Annotated in this window: 14 protein-coding genes; 7 read left to right on the forward strand and 7 right to left on the reverse strand. The window is 64.4% G+C overall.

Annotated elements, in window-relative coordinates; all coding sequences use genetic code 11:
• Nucleotides 1-366 precede the first annotated feature (366 nt).
• From ACYVKQ_RS09165 to ACYVKQ_RS09175, 3 genes are all read right to left on the reverse strand, one after another.
• Nucleotides 367-783, reverse strand: coding sequence for a hypothetical protein (locus tag ACYVKQ_RS09165; protein WP_460577856.1), 417 nt, complete (start codon nt 781-783; stop codon nt 367-369).
• A gap of 77 nt (nt 784-860) precedes the next feature.
• The gene (arr, locus tag ACYVKQ_RS09170) at nt 861-1,274 is read right to left on the reverse strand and encodes an NAD(+)--rifampin ADP-ribosyltransferase (RefSeq protein ID WP_460675459.1); all 414 of its coding nucleotides are present in this window, start codon (nt 1,272-1,274) and stop codon (nt 861-863) included.
• A gap of 97 nt (nt 1,275-1,371) precedes the next feature.
• A complete protein-coding gene (locus tag ACYVKQ_RS09175; RefSeq protein ID WP_460577857.1) occupies nt 1,372-2,235 on the reverse strand; it encodes a Rossmann-fold NAD(P)-binding domain-containing protein in 864 nt (287 codons plus the stop codon).
• Between the two features lie 252 nt (nt 2,236-2,487).
• Between ACYVKQ_RS09175 and ACYVKQ_RS09180 the strand changes: the two genes are divergently transcribed.
• From ACYVKQ_RS09180 to ACYVKQ_RS09195, 4 genes are all read left to right on the forward strand, one after another.
• Nucleotides 2,488-3,687: an acetate/propionate family kinase gene (locus tag ACYVKQ_RS09180; protein WP_460577858.1), complete on the forward strand. Its 1,200-nt coding sequence runs from the start codon at nt 2,488-2,490 to the stop codon at nt 3,685-3,687.
• A gap of 363 nt (nt 3,688-4,050) precedes the next feature.
• Nucleotides 4,051-6,060 (forward strand): glycosyltransferase, encoded by a 2,010-nt coding sequence (locus ACYVKQ_RS09185; protein WP_460577859.1) that lies wholly within the window; start codon nt 4,051-4,053, stop codon nt 6,058-6,060.
• A gap of 53 nt (nt 6,061-6,113) precedes the next feature.
• The gene (locus tag ACYVKQ_RS09190; protein ID WP_460577860.1) at nt 6,114-6,803 is read left to right on the forward strand and encodes a DUF4288 domain-containing protein; all 690 of its coding nucleotides are present in this window, start codon (nt 6,114-6,116) and stop codon (nt 6,801-6,803) included.
• 106 nt (nt 6,804-6,909) lie between these two features.
• Nucleotides 6,910-8,139, forward strand: a complete 1,230-nt coding sequence (locus tag ACYVKQ_RS09195) for a pyridoxal phosphate-dependent aminotransferase (protein ID WP_460577861.1) — start codon at nt 6,910-6,912, stop codon at nt 8,137-8,139.
• A 92-nt stretch (nt 8,140-8,231) separates the two neighbouring features.
• Here the strand turns inward: ACYVKQ_RS09195 and ACYVKQ_RS09200 are convergent, their stop codons facing one another.
• A complete protein-coding gene (locus ACYVKQ_RS09200) occupies nt 8,232-8,501 on the reverse strand; it encodes a hypothetical protein (protein WP_460577862.1) in 270 nt (89 codons plus the stop codon).
• A 187-nt stretch (nt 8,502-8,688) separates the two neighbouring features.
• Here ACYVKQ_RS09200 and ACYVKQ_RS09205 point away from each other — a divergent pair, with 187 nt between their 5' ends.
• On the forward strand, nt 8,689-9,702 hold the full coding sequence (locus tag ACYVKQ_RS09205) for a bifunctional heptose 7-phosphate kinase/heptose 1-phosphate adenyltransferase (protein WP_460577863.1): 1,014 nt from the start codon (nt 8,689-8,691) through the stop codon (nt 9,700-9,702).
• A 134-nt stretch (nt 9,703-9,836) separates the two neighbouring features.
• On the opposite strand, the gene hemE is transcribed toward ACYVKQ_RS09205, so the two are convergent.
• The 3 genes from hemE to ACYVKQ_RS09220 form a co-directional block, all read right to left on the reverse strand.
• Complete coding sequence (hemE, locus tag ACYVKQ_RS09210) at nt 9,837-10,886, reverse strand: uroporphyrinogen decarboxylase (RefSeq protein WP_460675460.1); 1,050 nt, start codon at nt 10,884-10,886, stop codon at nt 9,837-9,839.
• Nucleotides 10,887-10,966: 80 nt separating this feature from the next.
• Complete coding sequence (locus ACYVKQ_RS09215) at nt 10,967-11,455, reverse strand: hypothetical protein (RefSeq protein WP_460577864.1); 489 nt, start codon at nt 11,453-11,455, stop codon at nt 10,967-10,969.
• Nucleotide 11,456: 1 nt separating this feature from the next.
• The gene (locus ACYVKQ_RS09220; RefSeq protein ID WP_460577865.1) at nt 11,457-12,074 is read right to left on the reverse strand and encodes a MarC family protein; all 618 of its coding nucleotides are present in this window, start codon (nt 12,072-12,074) and stop codon (nt 11,457-11,459) included.
• A 148-nt stretch (nt 12,075-12,222) separates the two neighbouring features.
• Here ACYVKQ_RS09220 and purE point away from each other — a divergent pair, with 148 nt between their 5' ends.
• Together purE and ACYVKQ_RS09230 are read left to right on the forward strand one after the other, a co-directional pair.
• Nucleotides 12,223-12,774 carry a 5-(carboxyamino)imidazole ribonucleotide mutase gene (purE, locus tag ACYVKQ_RS09225; RefSeq protein ID WP_460577866.1) on the forward strand — a complete coding sequence of 184 codons (552 nt, stop codon included), beginning with the start codon at nt 12,223-12,225 and terminating at the stop codon, nt 12,772-12,774.
• Nucleotides 12,775-12,901: 127 nt separating this feature from the next.
• Nucleotides 12,902-14,086 carry an endonuclease/exonuclease/phosphatase family protein gene (locus ACYVKQ_RS09230; protein WP_460577867.1) on the forward strand — a complete coding sequence of 395 codons (1,185 nt, stop codon included), beginning with the start codon at nt 12,902-12,904 and terminating at the stop codon, nt 14,084-14,086.
• Nucleotides 14,087-14,164: the final 78 nt, after the last annotated feature.

Consider the following 14,164-nt stretch of genomic DNA (forward strand, 5'->3'; position numbering starts at 1 on the left):
GGGTGCTCTGGGCCAACATCGCTCTTTGTCTAAATCGTATTACCTAATCCCCAACACGCTCTAAGCTCCGAGGTCAGGCCCCGGGCCGTATCCGCCACCATTACCGATTTTTTGCCAGCGTAAACAGCCGGGGCTATCTGTACGTGAAGTGGCTGGAGTTTACTGGTTTCGGTCAGGGAGTAAGCCTTCTTACTCGTTTGTCCGATGGCCACGGAGCACAGAGCCAGCAGCTGGAGCATGAGTAGAATGCTCTTCATTGGGCGGGTAATTTTTTATGGCAATAAGGGCATAAATCCGTTTTCTACAACGGGCTGTAGGTTCAGGTAAGTATGGTCTTGTAATGGGTTGACATTCATGCTTATTGATTTACGTGTTTAATAATAGCCGGCAGGTTTGCAATGGGGGAAACCAGCCGTTTAATTCATTTATTCTTACGCCGTGCACCCCTTTTGCTGCCAAAGCCATGATGTATTCTATGGCTTTGGGCGTTTCCGAAGATATGATCAGGGCGGTTCCTTGTTCGTCCACGAAGCTGCCGTCTTTCATGGCCTTGGCAAATTCGTGGGCTTTCTGCCGGTCGGTAAATACAAAGGCCCACGACTGCCCCTCAAGCACACCGACAAACGGCCTTCTGTCCTCGAGTTTCTCGGTTTGCTTGGTGATAAAATGCCACTGCGGCAAGCTGAGAGCGGCTTTCCACAACGCGGACAGGTCTTCGTTGCGGCCACTGCTCTTAGATTTCAGCAGAAGTGAATCAATATCCGGGCTGGTCGACTGATCCATATAGAGCGGGAGTATGCTGGTGGAAAGTGCTCTTGTACGGTTGATCAGCCGATAGTATCAATATCCGAGGCCGCAATTCAGCCATCGATGGCTTCAATGCCTTGCCGCTTAAGTCGTTCCAGGTGCTGCCTCATGGCGTGTAGCTCGTCGGGCGAATGGCCCTGCCAATCCATGAATTCGCCGATTACCCGCAGCGGGTGCAGGGAGCGGTACGACTTGGTGGGGTTGCCGGGAAACTTCTTGTCCGTCAGGTTGGGGTCGTCTTCGATGGGGCCGGTGGGCTCCACGATGTAGATGCGGCCACGCCCTTCGCCCACGGCCAGCTCGGCGCCCCAGGTGGCTGCGTTCAGGGTGGCGCTCAGGTACACGTAAGACGCCTTTTTCCGCTGGCCGTAGTTGGACTGAAAACCCGGCTCGATCAGGTCGCCGGGCTGCAAATCGGCCTTGGTGCCGTGGTAGAGCGTTTGGGCGGCCAGGTCGGCGGTCGGCATTTGGGGTTGATTTGCGTGGTGAGGAGCGGGCATGGGAAACGGCGGGGTGGGTGGTAAGGAGAAGTGAGGACGGGGCTCGTCCCGCGCCTGCCCCAGCTTACTGAAGCAGGCTGCGGTGCTCGGCCACAAATTCGGCAAAGGAGGTGGGGACTCGTCCGGTGATGGTTTCCACCCAGTCGGAGGTGGGCGGGGTGGGCTGAAGCCGGGGCAGGTAATGCAGCAGGATCATGACCAGAATCAGCGTGGAAGGCAGGCCCTGCCGGCGCTTGGTGAGGTAAAAGCGCAGCAGATTCGGCGACTCAAACCGGATGGGCCGGCCCAGCGTCCGGCTCAGCTCGGCGGCCATTTCGCCAAACGTCAACTGGTCGTGACTGGTCAGGTCATAGCTTTTGTGCGCGTGGCGGGGGCTGTCGGCAAGCACCTGGGCGGCCACCCGGCCCACGTCGTCTACGTCTACCAGCGTGAATTTGGCCTGGCCCGCCGGCAAGAAAATCAAGTGGTTGCTTGTCAGATCATCCCGCAGGGAAGAGGTGAAATTCTGCATGAAATAGGCCGGGCGCAGGAAGGTGTAGGCCAGGCCGCTGGCGCTGATGAGCTGCTCAATTTTGTGGTGCGGAATCAGCGAGTTGCGCTCCACGCCTTGTACCGAGAGAAACACGATGTGCCGCACCTGCGCGGCCTTGGCAGCCTGTATGAGCGGCGCAAAGTAGCGGGCCACGTCGGCCAGGGCGGGTGGCCGTAGCAGAAAAAGCACGTCCGTGCCCTGCAGGGCCGGCGCAAACGTCGCTTCGCGTTCGAAGTCGAAGGGCACGACCCGGTCGGCGAGGCCGGCCAGGGCCGGGCTGTCGGCGGCCGGGTTGCGCACGCCCGCCACCACGCTGATGCCCGGCCGGGGGCGCGACAACGCACGCAGGGTAGCCAGACCAACATGGCCGGTGGCGCCGGTGACGAGGATGTTCATAGGCGGAGGCGGGGGGGAGTGCGCTAAGCTAAGCACCCACCCCGAAAACCTGTGCCGCCCGGGCCGCCGCAGAAGCCCCGAGGCAGCGCACCGCACTGGGCACGGGGTAAATACCCGGCTTGGGGCCATTGGCCGGACCAATGGACCACAACCCGGCGGCTTACCTTGGCGCGCCGTCGTGCGTACCTTGCTTGCCACGTTTCCGACGCTGCCGCGCCTCAGCCCCGCACCTGGCAGCGCATTCCACCGCCCATGAACATCTTTGTTGTCAATTCCGGCTCCTCGTCCATCAAGTACCAGCTGTTCCGCTGGCCCCAGGAGCAGCCCGTCTGCTCCGGCCTGATTGAGCGCATCGGTTTGCCCGAATCCCTCATCACCCACACCGCGTTCGGCGCCGCTGGCGAGCCGCAGAAGCAGCAGCACGTACTGGACCTGTCCGACCACGCCGCCGGCCTGCGCGAGGTGGTGCGTTTGCTCACCAATGCCGAAACCGGCGTGCTGCAGGACCCGGCCGAAATGCACGTGGTGGGGCACCGCGTGGTGCACGGCGGGGAGGAGTTTGCCGCCACCACGCGTATCACGCCGGCCGTAAAGGCCAAAATCAAGAGCCTGTTTGCCCTGGCGCCGCTGCACAACCCCGCCAATTACCTCGGCATCGAAGTGGCGGAAGAGCTGTTTCCGCAGGCCCACCAGGTGGCGGTGTTCGATACGGCCTTTCACCAGACCCTGCCCGAGCACGCCTTCCGCTACGCCCTGCCGGCCCAGCTCTACCACGAGCACGGCATCCGGGCCTACGGCTTCCACGGCACCAGCCACAAGTACGTGGCCGCGCAGGCCGCTGCCTACCTCGGCCGGCCCGACGCGCGCCTCATCACGGTGCACCTGGGCAACGGCAGCAGCATCACGGCCGTGCAGGCCGGCCGCTCCGTGGATACCAGCATGGGCCTGGGCCCCATGGGCGGCCTGGTGATGGGCACCCGCGCCGGCGACATCGATCCGTCCATCATCTTCCACCTCATCAACCAGCTGGGCTACTCCGCTGAGCAGGTAAACACGCTGCTGAACAAGCAAAGCGGCATGCTGGGCCTCACCGGCCACAGCGACATGCGCGACGTGGGCCAGGCCGTGGCGGCCGGCGACCCGGATGCCACGCTGGCGCTGCAACTCTACGGCTACCGCATCCGCAAATACATCGGCGCTTACGCCGCCGCTTTGGGCGGACTGGATGCGGTGGTATTTACGGCCGGGGTAGGGGAGAACGATGCCGCCGTGCGCCGCCTGGCCTGCGAAAAACTGGAGTTCCTGGGCATTCGGCTGGATGCGGCCCGCAACGAAGCACGTGCCCGCGGGCTGCGCGAAATCAGCGCGGCCGATGCGGCGGTGAAAGTGCTGGTGATACCCACCAACGAGGAACTGGAAATAGCCCGGCAGTGCGCCGAGCTGCTGGGGTAGCTTCCTTGGGCTTCCGGCCGCCTTAGCCGGGCCGCCGATGGCCTGACATCCCCGCCGCCAATGGCCTCACCCCCCGGCCCTCTCTCCCATGGAAAGGGGGAGCCTGGCGTCAGCAACCTCAGCAAGGATTGCGGGCGCCATGAGCCCGCGCTCATGGCGCCCGCGCCGTTCTGGAGTTATGAGAGGGTATTGGCGAACCGGGCGTCGTCGGCGGGGCGGCGCAGCGCGAGCGGAGGCTGCCCCGCGCCGCCAGCTGAGGTTGCTGACGCCAGGCCCCCCTCTCCACGGGATAAGGGGCGGGGGGGAGGCCATCGGCGGCCGGTGAGGCAAACGGCTAAGGCCAATTCCGTAACTTTCGCGGCCTTGCCCTCGCCTCACCCGCCCGTGCCCGCCCCCGCCAAGCTTTCCGTCGTCATCGTCAACTACAACGTCTGCTACTTTCTGGAGCAGACGCTGCTGTCGGTACGCCGGGCGGTGGAGAAGCTCGCGCAGCCGGTGGAGGTGTTCGTGGTCGATAACAACTCCGTGGACCGCTCCGTGGCCATGGTGCGCCAGCGCTTCCCCGAGGTCATTCTGATCGAGAACAAGGACAACCCGGGCTTCTCAAAGGCCAACAACCAGGCCTTGCGCATCGCCCAGGGCGAATACCAGCTGCTGCTCAACCCCGACACGGTGGTGGAGGAAGACACCTTCCTGCGCTGCTGCGAGTTCATGGACGCGCACCCCGACTGCGGCGGCCTGGGCGTGAAAATGCTCGACGGGCAGGGCAAGTTTCTCCCCGAAAGCAAGCGCGGCCTGCCTACGCCCTGGGTGGCTTTCTACAAGGTGTTCGGGCTGGCGGCGCTGTTTCCGAAGTCGCGCCGTTTCGGGCGCTACCACCTCGGCTTCCTCGACCGCGACCAGACGCACCGCGTCGAGGTGCTGAGCGGGGCCTTTATGCTCATGCGCAAAACGGCACTGGACCAGGTCGGGCTGCTCGACGAGGACTACTTCATGTACGGCGAGGACATCGACCTCTCGTACCGGCTCACGCAGGGCGGCTGGCAGAACTACTACTACCCCGGCACCCAGATCATCCACTACAAGGGCGAAAGCACCAAGCGCACGAGCGTGAACTACGTGTTCGTGTTCTACCGCGCCATGGTCATCTTCGCCCGCAAGCACTTCGCCCCGCAGCGGGCGGGCACGTTTTCGCTGCTCATCAACCTGGCCATCTGGCTGCGCGCTGGCGTGGCCATTGCGCGCCGCTTCTGGGACCAGGCCTGGCCTATCCTGCTCGACGCGCTGATCATCTTCGTGGGGATGTACTTCCTGAAGACGTACTGGGAGCGAAACCACAAGTACGTGCCCACGCCCTACCCGCCGCAGTATATGCTGGTAGCCGTGCCCGCCTACATCACGCTCTGGCTGAGCTCGGCCTACCTGAGCGGGGCCTACGACGAGCCGGCCAAAACCGCCCGCATCGTGCGCGGCATCTTTTTCGGCACGGTTATCATCTCGGCGGCCTCCAACTACCTCGATGCCTGGCGCTTCTCCAAGGCCCTCATCGTGCTCGGCGGCGTGTGGGCGGTGGCAGCCATGGTGGGCCGGCGGCTGGTGCAGCACTTCCTGCGCTACCGCGACCTGCGCCTTTCCGAGCGGCGGCAGAAAAACATTGCCATCGTGGGCTCCCAAGCCGAAAGCGCCCGGGTGCGGCACCTGCTCGAAGCCGCCGCCGTGCAGGCGCGCATCATCGGGTTCATCAGCCCCACCGAAGACGGCGCCTCCGTCGACGCGCCCGACGACCTGCTCGGCTCGCTGCGCCAGCTCGACGAGGTGCTGCGCATCTACGCCCTCGACGAGCTGATTTTCTGCGGCAAGGACCTCTCGGCCGGGCAGATCATGGGCCGCATGGTGCAGCTGCAGCAGACGCACCCCGACGTATCGTTCAAGATTCTGCCCGAGGACAGCGAGTACATCATCGGCTCCTCCAGCAAGGACTCGCCCGGCGACTACTACGCCCTCGACATCGAGCTGAACCTCTACAAGCCCCAGCAGCGCCGCGCCAAGCGCCTCGTCGACATCCTGCTCAGCCTGGGCCTGCTGGTGGGCGCCCCGCTGCTGGTGGGGCTGCAGCGCCACGCCGCCGGCTACCTGCGCAACGTGTTGCGCGTGCTGGCCGGCCGCCGCACCTGGGTAGGCCTGCGCTACCTCGCGCCCCGCCAGGGCTCGGCCCGGGCCGTCCTCTCGCCCGCCGACCACGCCGAGCGCGAGGCCCTGCCGCTCACCGAGGCCACCCGCCGCCGCCTGGAGCTGCTCTACGCCCGCGACTACACGCCCGCCGACGATGTACGGCTGGTGCTGCAAAACCTGCGCGGGCTGGGGCGGGAGTAGGAGGCCGGTCGGGTGGGCAGTATACTTGGCCGATTATCTTACCTACTTGCCCGATGGGACAACTCCTGGACTTGGACGAATGGGGCCTGAGGGCCGAGCAGCTACTCGGGCTGAACAATCCGGCCGCAGTGCACATCAGCTTGACCTGGCCCGACTACCATACCCTGATGCCGTACGGGCCCCGGGAGCGGATCCGACGCATTGATGCGCATTACCGCCGCGACTACCAGCGGCTGCGGGCCGCGCTGCCGGCCGGAGAGCTGGAACTGACCGGAACGCCCCGCCGCCCGACGGGCGTCCGGCTAAGGCTGCCCTTGGATGAGCTGCCCAGGCTGCTGGAGCAGGACTTTATTGGCTCCATCCTGGTTCAGGACATCGTGGGAATGGCGCGGGTGAAGCAGGAGGCAGGCCCCCGATTTTGGTGCGTGGAGGCCCGGTTTGCGGTGCAGATAGAAAACGCCACGAAAGGTCTGCAGCTCTACGAAGACCGAATGCTGCTGGTGCAGGCTGCTTCCGAAGTCGAAGCCAAGCAAAAGCTGATGACCGGGTTTGAGGGGTACGCCAAGCCCTATTTAAACAACAGCGGGCAGTTGGTGCGCTGGCAATTCGAATCGTTTTTAGATACCTATTCGCTCGACGTCCATTCCGCCAGTGAGTTCACCAATGAGCAGGGTGTGGAGGTGTTTTCCCGGCTGAAGCGTCGGCGCCTCCGGCCCGATGGGGAGTGGCACCCCGGCGGATAACCGGTTGGTGCTTAAGCCCGGTGCGGCCAAAGTGAGCCGCGCCGCGGTTGAGGTTGTACCTTTGCTACCTTTCCCCGTCCCCACACTTCCTCCCCGCATTCCCCCTATGACTACCGCTACTGCCGCTGCCATGTCTGCTACTTCGCTTCTGTCCGACCGCATCAAGGCCCTGGAAGAGTCCCAGACCATTGGCATGGCCAAGAAGGCCCGCGAGCTGGCCGCCCAGGGCGTCGACGTGATTAGCCTGAGCTTCGGCGAGCCGGACTTTCAGACGCCGCAATACATCAAGGACGCCGCCAAACAGGCCATCGACGAAGGCTTTACCTTCTACACGCCGGTGCCCGGCATCCTGCCGCTGCGCCAGGCCATTGCCGATAAGCTCAAGCGCGAGAATCAGCTCGACTACCAGTGCGAGAACATCGTGGTGAGCACCGGCGCCAAGCAGGCCCTGGCCAATGCCGTGCTCAGCCTCGTCAACCCCGGCGACGAAGTTATCATCTTCTCGCCCTACTGGGTGAGCTACGAGGAGATGGTGAAGCTCGCCGAGGGCGTGACGGTGCGCCTCGTTGGCTCGCTCGAAAACGACTACAAAGTGACGGCCGCGCAGCTGGCTGCGGCCATTTCGCCCCGCACCAAGCTGGTCATGTATTCCTCGCCCTGCAACCCCACCGGCGCGGTGTGGTCGCGCGAGGAACTGGCCGCCATGGCCGAGGTGGTGGCGCGGCACCCGCAGGTGCTGGTGCTGGCCGACGAGATTTACGAGTACATCAACTTCGTCGGGGAGCACGTGAGCCTGGCGCAGTTTCCGGCCGTGAAGGACCAGGTCATCACCGTCAACGGCTTCTCCAAGGGTTACGCCATGACGGGCTGGCGCATCGGCTACCTGGCGGCCCGCAAGGAAATTGCCGCCGCCTGCGAGAAGATGCAAAGCCAGGTGACCTCGGCTACCTGCTCCATCACGCAGCGCGCGGCTCTGGCGGCTCTGCAGGGCGGCCGCAGCTCGGCCGACGAGATGGTGACGGCCTACCGCCGCCGCCGCGACCTAGTGCTGGAGCTGGTGAAAGACATTCCGGGCTTCATCACGCCCACGCCGGAGGGCGCCTTTTACATCTTCCCCGACGTGTCGGCCTACTTCGGCAAGGCGACGCCCGCCGGCGACGTCATTGCGTCGGCTTACGATCTGGCCATGTACCTGCTCAACGACGCCCACGTGGCGGCCGTCGACGGGGCCGCCTTCGGTGCGCCGCAGTGCCTGCGCTTCAGCACCGCCACCGCCGACGAGAAGCTGGCCGAAGCGTTCCGCCGCGTGAAGGCCAGCCTGGCCCGGCTGCAGTAAGCGTCTTTAGCAACTCAACCCAAACAGCCGCGCCGGCTTCCCTCGGGAAGCCGGCGCGGCTGTTTGGGTTGAGCAGAACCAGTGGTGCTCGTTTACCGGGCCCCGTGATGCTCGTCGATGGCTTGGTCCATGGCCGATTTGAAGTCGGTCATGAGCTTGTCGCGCTCATCGTTGGTGCTGTGACGCAGGATTTTTTCCACCATGCTCCGGTACACGCGCACCATGAACTCGTGGCCGTACGTGGCCAGAAAGTCATCGTGCACCTTGTCGAAAGCGACTTTTTCGGCGTCGGAAATGGAGAGTGATAAGGCCAGCCAGGCCTTGGCGTTGTTGGCCAGGCTGGTTTTCAGGTCTTCATCCATAAAATAGAGGGGTTAGGGTTCAATGAGGGGCGAGGAGCCGTGCGGAACCCCAACTACCAGCACCAACCCCGAAGCGCCGGGTTTCGTGCTCGGTGAAGGTACGTTTCTTTCCGGCAGCAATTTGCAAGCGGTAGCGCGGCGCGCGGCGCGGGTTATCTTTGCGGCTTCATTTGCCCTGCTTTCCCTGATGCCCGCTGCCGCTTTGTCGTCGCCCGCCACGCTGCCCGAACTCTTTACCGCTTTCAATGACCTGACCGTGCTCATCGTGGGCGACGTGATGGTCGACGCCTACGTGTGGGGCAAAGCGGCCCGTCTTTCGCCCGAAGCCCCCGTGCCGGTAGTGAACGTGACGCGCACCGAGCAGCGCCTCGGCGGGGCCGCCAACGTGGCCCTGAACGTGCAGGCCCTGGGCGCCACGCCCCTGCTGTGCGCCGTCATCGGGGCCGACCCCGGCGGCGACCAACTGGTGCAGCTACTCCACGAGCGGCACCTGCCCGCCGACGGCCTGGTGCGCAGCCAGGAGCGGCCCACCACCGTGAAGCAGCGCATCCTGGCCCACGGCCAGCAGCTGCTGCGCATCGACGCGGAAGTGGAAACCGACCTGAGCACGGCCGAGGACGCGGCCCTGACTGAAGCCTACGAGCAGCTGCTCGACCGCGCCGACGTGGTCATCTTCGAAGACTACGACAAGGGCGTGCTCAACGCGGCGCGCATTGCCCAATTCATTGCCCTGGCCCGTGCCAAAGGCGTACCCACGGTGGTCGACCCGAAGAAGCGCAACTTCCTGGCGTACCGCGGCTGCACGCTGTTTAAGCCCAACCTGAAGGAGCTGCGCGAGGGCCTAAAGCTGGACTTCGCCGACGGCGACAACGCCGGCTTGGAGCACGCCGTGGCCGCCCTGCGCGAGCATCTGGCCCCCGACATGGTGCTGGTGACCCTTTCCGAGCGCGGCGTGTTCTGCGACGCGGCCGCCACCGGCCCGGTGTACCTGCCCGCCCACGTGCGCGCCATTTCCGACGTATCGGGCGCCGGCGACACGGTTATCAGCATTGCCGCGCTGTGCGTGGCCCTGGCGGTAGCGCCAGCCAGCATGGCCGCGCTGGCCAACCTGGGCGGTGGCCTGGTGTGCGAGCAGGTGGGCGTGGTGCCCATCGAAAAGACGCGCCTGCTGCAGGAAGCCGAGGCCGCCGCGGTGCTGTAAGCGGAAAACGTTTGTCCTCCTGACGCGGGAAGGGCCTTACCAAGCCTGAACGAGTCGTGGTGACGGTAATCGTTCAGGCAGGATAGGGCCCTTCCCGCGTCAGGAGGACGGCTTTACTCCTTGTGCGGCGGCACTTACGCCAGATCCTGGCGCATGCGCAGGCTGTGCTCCTTCACCGTATCGATGAACACGCGCACGCGGTCGGGGTTGGTGTCGGGGTACACGCCGTGGCCGAGGTTGGCAATGTGGCGCTGCGGGCCGAAGCGGTCCAGCATCTCGATGGTGGCGGCGCGCACCTGCTCCGGCGAGCCGTACAGCGCGCAGGGGTCCAGGTTGCCCTGCAGGGTTTTGTCGCCGACGAGGGGGCGCACCTGGCGCGGGTCCTCGTTCCAGTCGAGGCCAATGGTGCGGCAGGGCATCTGGGCGAAGTCTTCGTGGGCAAAGAAGGCACCCTTGGCAAACACCGTCACGGGCACGTCGGCGGGCATGGCCGCGCAGATTTCGCGGATGTAGGCGGCCGAAAACGCGTGGTAGTGCTGGGGATTCAGGATGCCCGCCCAGGAGTCGAACACCTGCACCATGTTGGCGCCGGCCTCCACCTGGGCGCGCAGGTAGGCAATGGTCGTGTCGGTGATTTTGCGCAGCAACTGGTGGGCCAGCTCCGGCTCCTGAAACAGCATCCGACGGGCCTTGCTGAAGGTTTTGGAGCCGTGGCCTTCTACCATGTACGCCAGGATGGTCCACGGCGCGCCGGCAAAGCCGATCAGCGGCACGCGGCCACCCAGGGCGCGCTTGGTCACGCGCAGGGCTTCCAGCACGTAGCCCAGGTGCTCGTGCGGGTCGGCCACGCGCAGCCGCGCCACGTCGGCCGCCGACTTGATGGTTTCGGGAAACAGTGGGCCGCGGGCTTCCACCATCTCGTAGGTCAGGCCCATGGCCTCGGGCACCACCAGGATGTCGGAGAAGATGATGGCCGCATCCACGTCCAGCGCGTCGATAGGCTGAATGGTGACTTCGGCGGCCAGCTCCGGCGTCTCGACCAGCTCCTTGAAGCCGCTGAGCCGGGCGCGCAGGGCACGGTACTCGGGCAGGATGCGGCCGGCCTGGCGCATGAGCCACACGGGCGTACGTTCGGTTTGTTCGCCGCGGGCGGCACGCAGGATCAGGTCGTTCTTCAGCATCAGCGGAGGGAGTTTCGGGCCGCAAAGATAACCCGCGGGCGGCAGTGACGCGCGGCTGATAGTTGTCAGGGCAACTATGGTGTTTAAGGAATACTAATTGGGCCTTCCATGATGTGAAGAATGAGCCGCTTGGGTTCAGACAGCTCCTGTACGACGGCATCAATTCCCTCGGGCGGTTCCAGTTGCCTTATGTGGTCAATATCAGCCTCGTCAAGCTTTTTATAATTGAAGCCCACGAACACATGCATTAGCGGATTACGCACGATAATCGTTGAATCCAGCTGCAACTGGTTCATGCTATTTACAACCCGAATGTGGTGCTCACCGGGCTGAATGCTTAGTTGATACGTCTCATACTGGTCGCTAACGTTGGTGTAACGGAACGTGTCCTGCGCTACCACTGTGGTGTCCCAGCGAATCAGTAAATCAGTAGCTGGCTGGGTTTGACTGCCGTTGTACACGTAAAACGTAACCTGATGCGGCTGTTGAGGCTGAGAATTGGTCGTTGTGGAGTAGTCGCAGCCCGCCATGACGCTAGCACCGCTCAGAAGCAACAGAAACCGTGACTTCACCCTACTCCTGAAACAGCGCCTTAATGGCCGTGGCCAGGAAGTTCACGCCGATGGCCAGCGTCAGAAAGCCCATGATGCGCGCCAGCGCGGCCATGCCCGGCCGGCCCAGAAACTTGGTGAGGCGCAGCGAGGAAAGCAGGATAATGTAGCTGGCCACGGCCACGAGCACGAAGCCGAAAAAGATCAGGCCCATGTCGAGGTAGGTCAGCCGCTCGGTGAAGAGGCCGATGCATACGGCCATGGAGCCCGGCCCCGAGAGCATGGGCATGGCCAGCGGGGTGAAGCTGATGTCGTCCTTGTGCATGCTTTCCTCCAGGGTCGCGTCGGACACCTTGGCGCGGTTGCCGCCGGGCGTGAGCAAATCGAAGGCCGAGCGCATGAGCAGGATACCGCCCGCAATGCGCAAGTGGTGAATGTTGATGCCGAAGAAGTTGAGCACGTACTGCCCGGCGAAGAACGACACCGATAACACGCCCACCATGTAGATGCAGGCGCGCAGGGCCGTGCGGGTGCGCTCGTGGCCGGTTTCGGTTTCGGTCAGCGTCAGGAACACGGGCATGGCCCCAAACGGGTTGACGACGGAGAAAAGCGTGGTGAAGGTGGCGAGCAGTATTTCCATGCGGTGGGGCAGGAGCGGGCAGTGGCGGCTTAAAGGTAGGCGGCCGGCGGCGTACGACGAGCCCGCAAATTGGCTATGTTTGACGAAGGCGCCATTGGGCGCCCACCGGAGTGGCCTTTCCGCCGGCCCGGTTTACTTGCTTGCCCCGATGACCAGTACCACCACCCCCGCCGATTCGCACCCCGCCGAAGCCCCCACGCCCATCGTCGGCATTCTCATGGGCGGGCAATCTGATTTGCGCGTGATGAACGTCGCCGCCGAGATGCTCCGCCAGTTTCAGGTGCCCTACGAGCTGACCCTCGTGTCGCCGCATCGCACTCCACACCGCCTCGTAGAATACGCCGAATCGGCCCGCAAGCGGGGTCTGCGCGTGATTATTGCCGGCGGGGGCGGGGCGGCTCACCTGCCCGGCATGGTGGCGGCCTTCACCACGCTGCCCGTCATCGGCGTGCCCATCAACGTGGCCACCAGCATCAGCGGCCTCGATTCCATCCTCTCCATGCTGCAGATGCCCACCGGGGTACCCGTGGCTACCGTGGCCCTCGACAACGCCGCCAACGCGGCCGTGCTGGCCGTGCAGATGCTGGCCCTGAGCAACGCCCGCCTCGCCGATGCGCTGGAGAAGTACCGCGCCGCCCTGCGCGACAAGGTGATGCGCACCGTGGACGAGCTGCGCAAGGGTGGGCTGGACGACATATAGGCGACAGAGAATTCTGGGTAGGATGCAATCGGGGGCACGCCGGGGCGCTAATTCCGCCGAACACTGCAACCAACTCGGCGGGGCGTAGTACAACTCCTCACGACTCTCTTTTCCCTCCGCCCCGCTCGTGCAAACCCTGCTTTTTCTTTCGATTCCACAGCTGTTGGCCGGCCTGGTAGCCGCGCTGGGCGGAGCAGCCCTGCTGGCCACCTGGCTGCCCCTGATCCGGGCCACCGCGTGGTGGATTCGGGTCTTCGACTTTCCCCGCCTGCAGATCGTGGGCGTCATGGCCCTGGTGCTGCCCGCGGCGCTGCTGCTCGATTTCTGGCAGCAGGGCTGGTGGGCGCGCGGTCTGGTGCTGCTGCTGGCAGGCGGCATTGTGTATCAGCTGGTGCGCATCCTGCCCTATACCCGCCTGGTGCGCAAGCAGGTGGGCGACAGCGCCGCTGCCGGCAGCCGCGGCCACGTGAGCCTGCTGATGATGAACGTGCTGCAGTACAACCGAGAGGGCGCCCGCGCGCTGGAAGTCATCCGCGAAGCCGATGCCGACATCATCATGACCGTCGAAACCGACGACTGGTGGCTCGACCAGCTACGCCCGCTGCAGCAGACGCACCCTTACACCTGCCACGAGCCGCTGGACAATACCTACGGCCTGCTGTTTTTCTCGCGCCTGCCCCTGATCGGCTGCCGCATCAAGTACCTGCTCGACGACGACGTGCCCTCCATCCACACCCAGGTGGAAATGCCCGACGGCACCCGCCTGCGCGTGTACGGGCTGCACCCCAAGCCGCCGGCTCCGCAGGAGGCCAAAACCAGCACCAAGCGCGACGCCGAGCTGCTCATCGTCGGCAAGGAAATCGATAGCAAAGACGAACCCACCATCGTGTTCGGCGACATGAATGACGTGGCCTGGTCGCACACCTCCGAGCTGTTTCGCCGCATCAGCGGGCTGATGGACCCGCGCGTGGGGCGGGGCCTGCTGCCCACTTTCCACGCCGATTACCGCCTGCTGCGCTGGCCCCTCGACCACGTGTTCGTCTCCCCGCACTTCAAGGTGGACGACATGCAGCGCCTGCCCTACGTGGGCTCCGACCACTTCCCCATCTTCATCCGCCTCAGCTACGAGCCCCACGACAAGCACGAGCAGGAGGCCAACGTGGAAAAGGCCGATACCGAAGACCACGTGGAGGCGCTCGAAAAGATCAAGGACGGCTTTCAGGAAGAGGTGGAGGAAGAGCGCTCCGACGCCACGCCGCCCCCGCCCCGCAAGCTCACCCGGGTTTACCCCGACGCTTCCGCTTACCTCTAGTCTGCGCCTAGCCCGAATGGAAGGCCCCGCCGCTGCCATTCGGCGGGGCTTTCGCGCGTAAATACCCCGCAGACCGGT

The sequence above is a fragment of the Hymenobacter coalescens genome, assembly GCF_054783195.1.